Here is a 10,365-nt window from a genome sequence, read left to right as displayed (position 1 = left end):
CGGTGCCCGCCGACAGCGCGCCGGTGCCCGCCGACAGCGCGCCGGTGCCCGTCGAGTCGATTGGTGGCGGGCGCTGGCGGCTGGAGTTCGGGTTGCAGGCCGCGGACGAGCCCGGCCTGCACGTCGACGCCGGGGAGGTCTGGCGGGCGCCGCAGACGCTCGGCGGCCTGGCGGGCCGTACGGCCAGTCCACAGGAGACGCTGCTCGCCGAGTTGGGCAGGGCCAGCCGGCTCTGGCCGGACCTGGACGCCGCGCTGCGTACCGCCGCCCCCGAGGCGATGGAACTCGACGTCGAGGGGGCCCATCGGTTCCTCAGTGCGGGCGCGCCGGTGCTGCACGCGGCCGGTTTCGGGGTACTGCTGCCGTCCTGGTGGCAGCGTCGGTCGGCGCGCCTGGGCGCCCGGTTGCGGGCTCGCAGCCGCACCGCCCCGGGCACGGTGAGTGGCGCCGACGCCGGTGTCGGTCTGGACGCCCTGGTCGACTACCGCTGGGAGATCGCACTCGGTGACCACCCGCTGTCCGCCGAGGAGTTGGCGGCGCTGGCCGAGGTGAAGACCCCGCTGGTCCGGCTCCGGGGCCGGTGGGTGGAGTTGGACCCGGGGCGACTCGCCGCCGGTCTGCGCCTGCTCCGTTCCGCGGGTGAGTTGACCGTCGCCGACCTGCTCCGCCTCGGTCTGGCCGACGGCGAGGCCACCGGCGCGCTGCCGGTGCTGGAGGTGACCGCCGACGGGGCGCTGGGTGACCTGCTCGCCGGCGCGGTGGAGCGGCGGCTCACTCCGCTGGACCCGCCACCGGGCTTTCAGGGGACGCTGCGGCCGTACCAGCAGCGTGGACTGGCCTGGCTGGCCTTCCTGCGCTCACTCGGCCTGGGCGGCGTGCTCGCCGACGACATGGGGCTCGGCAAGACGGTGCAACTGCTCGCGCTGCTCGCCGGGGACCCGCCGGAGGCCGGGCCGACCCTGCTGGTCTGTCCGATGTCGCTGGTCGGCAACTGGCAACGGGAGGCGGCGCGGTTCACCCCCGAGCTGCGGGTGCACGTACACCATGGTGCTGAGCGGGCGCGGGGGGCGGAGTTCACCGCGGCCGCGCACGGCGCGGACCTGGTCCTCACCACCTACTCGGTGGCCGCCCGCGATGCCGCCGACCTGGCCGGCATCGACTGGCACCGGGTGGTGGTGGACGAGGCGCAGGCGATAAAGAACGCGTCGACCCGGCAGGCCGAGGCGGTTCGCGCGTTGCCCGCCCGGCAGCGGGTGGCGGTGACCGGTACGCCGGTGGAGAACCGCCTCGCCGACCTCTGGTCGATCATGCAGTTCGCCAACCCGGGTCTGCTCGGTCCGGCCGCGACGTTCCGCAAGCGGTTCGCCGAGCCGATCGAGCGGCACGGCGACGCCGAGGCCGCCGAGCGGCTGCGCCGGATCACCGGCCCGTTCGTGTTGCGCCGGCTCAAGACCGACTCGTCGATCATCTCCGACCTGCCCGAGAAGCTGGAGATGGAGGTGCTCTGCAACCTCACCGCCGAGCAGGCCGCGCTGTACCGGGTGGTGGTCGACGACATGCTCGCCCGGATCGAGACCAGCGACGGCATCGAGCGACGCGGCCTGGTGCTGGCCACCATGACCCGGCTCAAGCAGGTCTGCAACCACCCCGCCCAACTGCTGCGCGACGGCTCACCGCTGGAGGGCCGCTCCGGCAAGCTGGCCCGGCTCACCGAGATCCTGGAGGAGGTGCTGGCGGCGGGGGAGCGGGCGCTGCTCTTCACCCAGTACGCCGAGTTCGGTGCGATGTTGCGTGGTCACCTGTCGGCGCGGTTCGGTCGGGAGGTGCTGTTCCTGCACGGTGGCCTCGGCAAGGCCGAGCGGGACGCCCTGGTGCAGCGTTTCCAGTCGGCCGAGGGTCCGCCGCTGTTCGTCCTGTCCCTCAAGGCCGGCGGCACCGGGCTCACCCTGACCGCCGCGAACCATGTGGTGCATGTGGACAGGTGGTGGAACCCGGCGGTCGAGGACCAGGCCACCGACCGGGCGTTCCGGATCGGACAGCGCCGACGGGTGCAGGTCCGCAAGTTCGTCTGCGCCGGCACGGTCGAGGAGAAGGTGGCCGCGTTGATCGCCGACAAGCGCAGCCTCGCCGAGCGGGTCGTCGGCACCGGCGAGCAGTGGATCACCGAGTTGTCCACCGGCCAGTTGCGGGACCTGTTCGCCCTGGAAGCCGGCGCGGTGGTGGAGTGAGCGAGCGGAGCACCGACCGGTTCGCCGACTACGGGCGCCCCCGTAAGGTCGACGGGGGTCTGCGGGCGCGCAGCGCCCGGGGCGCGATCGGCCGGTCCTGGTGGTCGCGGCGTTTCCTGGAGGTGCTGGAGTCGTTCGCGCTCGGCACCCGGTTGACCCGGGGCCGGTCGTACGCGCGGGCCGGTCAGGTGCTCACGCTCGACATCACACCCGGGCGGGTCGACGCGGTGGTGCAGGGCTCCCGGCCGCAGCCCTACCAGGTGTCGATCGCGCTGAAGCCGTTCCCGGCCGCGCTCTGGTCCCGAATCGAGAACGAGCTGGCCGGGCAGGCGTTCTTCAGCGCCCGGCTGCTCGCCGGGGACCTCCCCGACGAGTTGGAGGAGTTGTTCGTCGCCGCCGGGGCGCCGCTCTTCCCGGCCGCTGTGAGCGAGTTGACCCAGCGCTGCAACTGCCCCGACTTCGCGGTGCCGTGCAAACACCTCGCGGCCACGTTCTACCTGCTGGCTGAGGCGTTCGACGCGGACCCGTTCGAGCTGCTGCACTGGCGCGGTCGGTCCCGCGCGGAGTTGCTCGACGAACTCCGCGCCCGGCGCGCCGCGGCCACCGGTGCCACCCTGCCGATCGACCCACCGTCCGAACCGGACCGTGACGTGTCGACAGTGGACGTCGTGGCGCCGGTCGGCGCCGCCCGCGCGCTCGCCGGGCTTTCGGCGACGCCGTTGGCGGAGGCGGCGGACCGGTTCTGGTCAGCGCCGGTGCCGCTGCCGGATCGACCGCCCCGACTGGTGACCGGCACCGACCTGCTGCTGCGCCAGCTCGGAGCGCCGGCCCCGGCCATCGGTGGGCCGGGACTGCTCGAACGGTTGCGCCGCGCGTACCGGGCGTTCGGCCCGGCCGACCGGTGAGCCGTCACGTCCACCGGTCGAGCAGCCTCGTCGAGCGGTTGAGCAGTCACGTCCAGCGGCGGCGGAACCGCCACATGATCGCCGCGTTGGCCACCAGCACCACCGCGCAGATCGCGCCGGTCAGTCGACCGGCGAACACGGCTATCGCCGGTAGCGACGCCCACAGCACGATGGTCAACAACATCAGGTAACGGCCCCTGCGGGCCCTGGCCCGGTGGTCCAGCCGGTTGAAGAAGGCCGGGTCACTTTCCCGGAGCTGACGGGTGATCTGGTCGAATCTGCGCTGATCCTCTTTGCTGAGCATGGCGCTGCCTTCCCCTCACGCGTTCAGCGGTTCGGCGGCATACCCGCTGCGGTGGTGGCTCACGCTCACCCGCTGTTGCTACTTTTCCTCCACGCGAGGGCGTCTCATGTCCGGCTTACCTGAACCTTAAGTTTGCCTTTGGTGGTGAACGACGCCGAAAGTGTCGCGTACGGCGGCGAGGTCCGATCCGTGCTCGGCTGCCGCGCGTACGCCCTGCTGGGAAGGTCTGCCGGCCCGCCCTCCCCAACGCCCCCCGCCGAGGTCGCGCTGAGCGCTGTCTTAAGTGCCCTCTCGGGTGTGTTCCGGCCACCTTGAAGGGCCCTGGGGCCTTGGTTACCTTGCCGTAGCAACCCCCTCAGGCAACAGTCGCCGCACCTGCCGCACCTGCCCGGTAGCAGCTTCCGGCGCTCATCAGAAATCGGGATTGGTACATGGCCGACCAGAATGTGCCACCACGTCGACCGCGGGACGACCGCGGTTGGGACGGACGCCAGCACCACAGCGCTGACGGCTACGGCGACCCCAACACGCCGGCGCCCTACGGTTACGACTCGCCCCACCCCCACCAGGGCGGCTACGCCGCGCCGGCCGACCCGCGTGAGCAGTACGCCGACGGGTACACGCACGCCGGACAGCCCGCACCCGCCCCGCGCGGCCCGCAGTGGGTCGGCCCGGAGGGCCTTGGCCGCCCGGCCCCGGCACGCCCGGCCGGCACCGGACTGCCCACCATCGACGATGACGAAGAGCCGGGTCGCAAGGTCGGCCGACGTAAGGCGATGGTGGCCCTCGGTGGCACCGCCGCCGTCGTCGCCGGTGGCGCCGCGCTCGCCATGACCCCGCAGTTCCGTGGCCTCTTCGGCGACGAGGCGGCGGCCGGCGACGCGACCGGCAGCACGGTGACCGACGGCACCGCGGCGCGGCCCAGCGGCCAGCAGCCCAGCACGGTGCGTACCTACACCGAGCAGAACGAGAGCTACATGGGCTCCCGGGCCGGTGAGGCGCTGAAGAAGAACGCGCCAGCCGGTGGCCGGACCTTCTCCGGCCCGGCCGCGGCCGCGGCGGCGACCAGGGTCACCGTGAAGACGGTGCTGGCCAAGGACCCGATCCTGCACCTGGCCCGGCGCGCCACCTTCGGCGCGACGCCCGCGGTGATCGCCGACATCAAGCGCGAGGGCATGGACGCCTGGATCCGCGCCCAGCTGGACCCGGACAAGCTGGAGCCGACCAAGGGCGAACTGAAGCTCGCCGAGCTGCCGACCCAGAAGCTCTCCGTGCAGCAGCTGCGCGACCAGCGGGACAAGCTCAACGAGCAGGACGCCCAGCCGGAGCGGGAGATGGTCGACGCCACCATCGCCCGGCAGATCTGGTCCAAGCGCCAGCTGTTCGAGGTGATGGTCGACTTCTGGAACGACTTCCTGCACGTCGCCGCGGACTTCGACGGCGGCGAGGTGTACCGCAACTCGTTCGACCAGGACGTCGTCCGCAAGCACGCGCTGGGCAGCTACCCGGAGATGCTGGTCGCCGCGAACAAGCACCCGGCGCTGCTGATCTACCTGAACCAGAAGGACTCCCGCAAGGACGCGATCAACGAGAACCTCGCCCGGGAGAACCTCGAGCTCTACTCGGTCGGCGTCGACGGCGGCTACAAGGAGCCGGACGTCCGGCAGGCCGCCATGTTGCAGACCGGCCGCGGCGTCGACGACAAGGGCAAGTACGTCTTCCGCCCCGAGCAGCACTACGTCGGCAAGGTGAAGATCCTCGGCTTCACCCACGCGAACAACTCGGCCGACCCGAAGAAGGCCGAAGCGGCGATCGACGCGTACATCACCTACATCGCGACGCACCCGTCGACCGCGAAGTACGTGGCGCAGAGCCTGGCCACCCGGTTCGTCTCGGACACCCCGCCGAAGTCCCTGGTGGACCGGCTGGCCAAGACGTACACCACCAACAAGGGCATGATCAAGCCGGTCCTGATGACGCTGTTCTGCTCCTCGGAGTTCTGGGCCGGTGTGGGCCAGAAGGTGCGCCGGCCGATGGAGTACCTGGTCGCCACGTACCGCACCCTGGGCGTCTCGCCGGAGGCGTCGCCGAAGCACAACAACGGCGACAGCAAGCGCACCGCGTACGCCCGGGGGTTGCGCCAGATCCACGACAAGATGCGCGAGCTGGGCCAGTCCCCGATGGGTCACCCGACCCCGGACGGCTACCCGGACGTCTACGTCGCCTGGACCTCGGCCGGCGCCATGGTCAACGGCTGGAACGAGGCGGGCGAGATCCTCGCCGGCTACCGCACCACCTTCACGTACACGGCGCCGGAGAAGCTGGTCGCCAAGGCGCCGGCGACCGCCGGGGCGTACGTGGACGCGCTCTCCCTGCGGCTGTTGGGCCAGAAGTTGAGCACGCGGGAGAAGAACCTCATCCTCGGCGTGGCCGGTGTGACGGCGACCGCCAAGGTCGACGCCACGTTCAACGGGGCCATCACCGCCGTCGCGCGGGCGATCCTCGCTTCCCCCCAGCACCACCTCCGGTGAGGCACCCGATGGAGAAGACTGTGTACAACTCTTTCCCCCTGCACCCCGAATGCCCCGACGTGCGACGGCTGGCCGACAACCCGGCCGAGGCGTTGCTGCGCGCCGAGGCGGACATCGTCGCCGCCGAGAACGCCGCCGAGTTCGACAGGTACCGCACCCTGGAGAACCTGGAGGAGGCGCAGCAGGACGGTCGCGGCGTGACCCGGCGGACCTTCGTCGCCGGGGCCGCGGCCACCGCCACCGCGCTGGCCACCGCCCAGTTCGTCACCACCTCGGCGTCGTTCGCGGCGACCAAGACCGGCACCCTGATCCACGTCTTCCTCTACGGCGGGCTGGACGGGCTGAGCCTCGTCGCACCGGACAACGACCCGGTGCTCAACAAGGCCCGCCCCGACCTGCTGCTCGGCAACGACTCGCTGGCCCTGGGCCGCGGCTTCAAGCTGACCAGCGCGTTCAAGCCGTTGGAGAAGTGGCTCAGCGCCGGTCAGCTGGGCTTCATCCCGGCGGTCTCGGACGAGCGGCTGTCCCGCAGCCACTTCCAGGCCGCGGACGCCTGCAACCTGGGCGGGCTGCCCAACGAGACCGGCGGCCGGGGTTGGCTCGACGGTCTGGTCGACAACCTGGGCAAGGGCACCGCGTTCCGCAGCGTCGGCGTCGGCAGCACGCTGCCCCGCTCGCTGGTCGGCAACAACGGCGCGCTCTCGCTGAACAGCGTCGGCTCCCTGCGCCTCAACGGTGACGACCGGTTCCGCGCCGCCACCGAGAAGGCCATCAAGGGGCTCTTCACCGGGATCAACCACCCGGTCGAGGAAGCCGTGCAGGAGGGCATGGGCGCGCTGGCCACCGCCCAGAAGCTCGCCGCCAAGCCGTACCAGCCCGCCGAGGGCGTCAAGTACGAGGGCGTCGGCAACGCCTTCCAGCAACTCGCCCAGCTGATCAAGGGCGGCGCCAACGTGCGGGTCGCCACCGTCGGCATGGGTGGCTACGACACCCACGAGAACCAGGGCACCCGCGAGGGCGGCCAGCTGCACCGCCGGCTGAACGAGCTGGCCAGCGCGATGGCCGCGTTCTTCACCGACCTCGGCCCGAAGGCCGCCGACGTGACGATCATGGTGTCCAGCGAGTTCGGGCGCCGGGTCGGCTCCAACACCGGCGGCACCGACCACGGGCACGGCGGCGTGGTCACCCTGCTGTCCGGCAAGAAGCTGGCCGGTTCGCTGCTCGGCACCTGGAACGGCCTGGACAAGCTGGACTCCGGTGACGTGCCGGAGTACAACAACATGTTCAACGTCTACGGCGCGGTGGCGCAGGGCCGGTTCGGGCTCACCAACGCGGAGGTCGACAAGGTCTTCCCCCGCCAGAAGTACGCCCCGATGAAGCTGTACGCGTGACGCATTCGCACACCCACGCCGCCGGCCGTCGTACCGGGACCTCGTCCCGGCACGGCGGCCGGTCGGCTGCGCCCGTACCCCCGCAGATCCCGGCCCGGCGCGGACCCGGCGGCCGACGGCTGCTGGGCGCGCTGCTCCTGGTCGGCCTGCTCGCCAGCGTGCTGCCGTGGTGGTTGGGCACCCCCGCCGGATCGCTGCGGACCACCGCGGCCACCGTCACCGCGGCCGGCCGGATCACCGGCCTGGTCGCCGGCTACCTGTTGCTGGTGCAGGTGCTGATGATGAGCCGACTGCCGGTGCTGGAACGGTGGATCGGCGGCGAGCAGACGGCGCGCTGGCACCGGGACATCGGCGCCACCCTGCTGGTCACCGTGCTGGCGCACATGTCGCTGATCCTCGTCGGCTACGCCGACCTGCGTAACCAGTCGATCCTCGCCGAGGTCGGCACGTTGCTCGGCGACTACGAGGACATGCTCTCGGCGTTCGTCGCCACCGGCATCATGATGCTTGTCGGGTTCAGCAGCATCCGGGCGATCCGACGGGCGCTGCCCTACGAGCTGTGGCACCTGCTGCACCTGTCCAGCTACCTGATCCTGCTGCTCGGCTACGGCCACCAGTTCGCCCACGGCGCGCAGCTGTACCGGCCCGGCCCGGTGCGCACCGGCTGGATCGCGCTGTACCTGCTGGTGGTCGCCGCCCTGCTCTGGGGCCGGGTGATCGCGCCGCTGGCGTTCAACCTGCGCTACAAGCTGCGGGTCGCCGACGTGGTCGCCGAGAGCACCGACACCATCTCCATCTACCTCACCGGCGAGCGGCTCGGCCGGCTGGCGATGCTCGGCGGCCAACACTTCCGCTGGCGGTTCCTCACCCGGGGCTGCTGGTGGCAGTCGCACCCGTTCTCCGTCTCCGCCGCCGCCAACGGCCGCTGGCTGCGGGTCACCGTCAAGGTGGTCGGCACCCACACCGCCGACCTGCGCGACCTGGAGCCGGGCACCCGGGTCTGGGCCGAAGGCCCGTCGGGCACCTTCACCGCCGCGCACCGGCTCCGCGAGCGGGCGCTGCTGATCGCCGGCGGCAGCGGCATCACGCCGATCCGGGCGATGCTGGAGGAACTGCCGCCGGGCGCCGCGCTGATCTACCGGGCCCGCACACCGGCCGACGTGCTGCTCAGCCGCGAGTTGGACTGGCTGGCCCAGGAGCGCGACACCTCCGTCTGGTACGTCATCGGCTCCCGCGACGACCCCGGCCCCCGCCAGTTGATGAGCCCGGACGGGCTGCGGCAACTGGTGCCCGACGTGGCCCGGCGCGACGTCTACCTGTGCGGGCCGCCCGGTCTGGTGGAACAGTCGGTGCGGGCGCTGCGGCGGGCCGGCGTGCCCCGACGGCAGATCCATCTGGCCACGTTCGAGCTGTAGGAAGGGCATACCCATGCGTCGCGCGCTCCTCGCGATCACCGGCCTGGCCGCCAGCACCACCGCGCTCGTGGTGTTCAAGGGCTCGCCGGGCACCAGCCAGGTCGCCCAGAACCTGCCGACCGCCCAGCCGGTCAACCCTGCCGGGCCGGGCACCGATCCCAGCGCCGCCCCGGATGCGCCGGGCACCGATCCGGCGGGCGGAGCGGCGACGCCATCGGTCAGCACGAAGCCGTCGACCTCGCCCAAGCCCGGCAAGACCACCGCCCGCCCGTCGGCCACCAAGACGACGAAGGCACCCAGCGCTCCCCGGACCACCACCAAGGCACCCCAGTCGACCACCCGCCGGGTCACCGGCAACGGCTTCGAGAACGAGTACGGGTACGTGCAGGTGCAGATCGTCGTCTCGGGTAACCGGATCGTCGAGGCGGTCGCGTTGTCGCTGCCCAGCGGGGGTGAATCCGACATCCACAGCGGCGACGTCCGCAACCGCTACGACGGCGGCGGCGGCGAGGTGGTGCAGAAGCAGAACGCCAGCCTCAACACCGTCTCCGGTGCCACCGAGACCAGCAACTCCTACAAGCAGTCGCTGCGGTCCGCCATCGAGCAGGCTTTCTGACGTGCGGGCCACGCTGACCCGACCCGGGCTGTGCCGGGTCGAACAGATCATGGGTACGGCCATCACCCTGGACCTCGCCGACGACCTACCCCCGGCGACCCTGCGCGAGCTGGCGGACGACGTCTTCGCCTGGATGCACGAGGTGGACGCGCGGTTCAGCACCTACCGACCGGACAGCGAGGTGTGCCGCTTCGACCGGGGTGAGGTGCTGCTCTCCGAAGCCTCCGCGGACCTGCGGTACGTGCTGGAGACCTGCGCCGACCTGTGGGGCGCCACCGACGGGTTCTTCGACGCGTACGCCACCGGTCGGCTCGACCCGTCCGGCTTCGTCAAGGGCTGGGCGGCCCAGGTCGCCTCGGACCGCCTCGTCGCCGCCGGCGCTGTCAACCACTGCGTGAACGCCGGCGGCGACGTACGGGTGCGGGGCCTGTCGCCGTCGGGGGAGCCGTGGCGCATCGGCATCCGGCACCCGTGGGACGCGATGGCGGCCTGCCTGGTGCTCAGCGGGACCGACCTGGCCGTGGCCACGTCCGGCGTGTACGAGCGGGGTCGGCACGTGCTGGACCCGCGCCGGGGCGCGCCGGCCAGTGGGCTGCGCTCGGTGACGGTGGTCGGCACCGACCTCGGGGTGGCCGACGCGTACGCCACCGCCGCCCTCGCCATGGGCACCCCCGGCCTCAACTGGCTGGCCCGGCTGGACGACCACACCCACGCGGCGATAACCGACAACGCCCGCCAGTACCACTCCGTCGACCTCCCCCTGACCGACTAGCGCAGGGGGCGGTGGGTGCCGGCCGGGCGGTGAGCCGGTAGTCGTGGACCTGTTTGGCGGTGTCGGCCAGCCCCTGCCGGTTGCGCCACCCGATGGCGTCGCGCTGGGCCGGGGTCAGTGGCTCGGTCATCAGCACGTGGTCGTAGACCGGCACCAGGTACGCCCGACGGCGGGGCACGCACGGGCGGCACCCCGGAGGGGAG

8 protein-coding genes are annotated in these 10,365 nt (G+C 72.0%); 7 read left to right on the top strand and 1 reads right to left on the bottom strand.

From position 1 onward, the window contains the following. Nucleotides 1–2,228 (top strand): DEAD/DEAH box helicase (locus PSH25_RS19235; RefSeq protein WP_238660401.1); only part of this gene is annotated, 2,228 nt, incomplete at its 5' end. After that, on the top strand, nucleotides 2,225–3,133 hold the full coding sequence (locus PSH25_RS19230) for an SWIM zinc finger family protein (protein WP_238660400.1): 909 nt from the start codon (nucleotides 2,225–2,227) through the stop codon (nucleotides 3,131–3,133). The genes PSH25_RS19235 and PSH25_RS19230, both read left to right, overlap by 4 nt. 46 nt (nucleotides 3,134–3,179) lie before the next feature. Here the strand turns inward: PSH25_RS19230 and PSH25_RS19225 are convergent, their stop codons facing one another. Continuing rightward, complete coding sequence (locus tag PSH25_RS19225; protein ID WP_091409372.1) at nucleotides 3,180–3,437, bottom strand: DUF3040 domain-containing protein; 258 nt, start codon at nucleotides 3,435–3,437, stop codon at nucleotides 3,180–3,182. A 431-nt stretch (nucleotides 3,438–3,868) separates the two neighbouring features. On the opposite strand from PSH25_RS19225, the gene PSH25_RS19220 reads away from it, so the two are divergent. The 5 genes from PSH25_RS19220 to PSH25_RS19200 are packed head-to-tail and all read left to right on the top strand — an operon-like array spanning nucleotide 3,869 to nucleotide 10,162. Continuing rightward, nucleotides 3,869–5,968: a DUF1800 domain-containing protein gene (locus PSH25_RS19220; RefSeq protein WP_238660399.1), complete on the top strand. Its 2,100-nt coding sequence runs from the start codon at nucleotides 3,869–3,871 to the stop codon at nucleotides 5,966–5,968. A gap of 8 nt (nucleotides 5,969–5,976) precedes the next feature. Continuing rightward, nucleotides 5,977–7,359, top strand: coding sequence for a DUF1501 domain-containing protein (locus tag PSH25_RS19215; protein WP_238660398.1), 1,383 nt, complete (start codon nucleotides 5,977–5,979; stop codon nucleotides 7,357–7,359). Continuing rightward, nucleotides 7,356–8,774, top strand: a complete 1,419-nt coding sequence (locus PSH25_RS19210) for a ferredoxin reductase family protein (protein WP_238660397.1) — start codon at nucleotides 7,356–7,358, stop codon at nucleotides 8,772–8,774. Before PSH25_RS19215 ends, PSH25_RS19210 begins: the two co-directional genes overlap by 4 nt. Nucleotides 8,775–8,787: 13 nt before the next feature. Beyond that, nucleotides 8,788–9,390: an FMN-binding protein gene (locus PSH25_RS19205; protein ID WP_238660396.1), complete on the top strand. Its 603-nt coding sequence runs from the start codon at nucleotides 8,788–8,790 to the stop codon at nucleotides 9,388–9,390. Nucleotides 9,391–9,439: 49 nt separating this feature from the next. Next, nucleotides 9,440–10,162: an FAD:protein FMN transferase gene (locus PSH25_RS19200; protein ID WP_238660402.1), complete on the top strand. Its 723-nt coding sequence runs from the start codon at nucleotides 9,440–9,442 to the stop codon at nucleotides 10,160–10,162. Nucleotides 10,163–10,365: the final 203 nt, after the last annotated feature.

The sequence above is a fragment of the Micromonospora foliorum genome (genome assembly GCF_022229015.1).
Classification (GTDB): Bacteria; Actinomycetota; Actinomycetes; order Mycobacteriales; family Micromonosporaceae; genus Micromonospora; species Micromonospora foliorum.
Note: the sequence above shows the minus strand (reverse complement) of the source record. Positions and strands in the feature narration are given on the sequence as shown.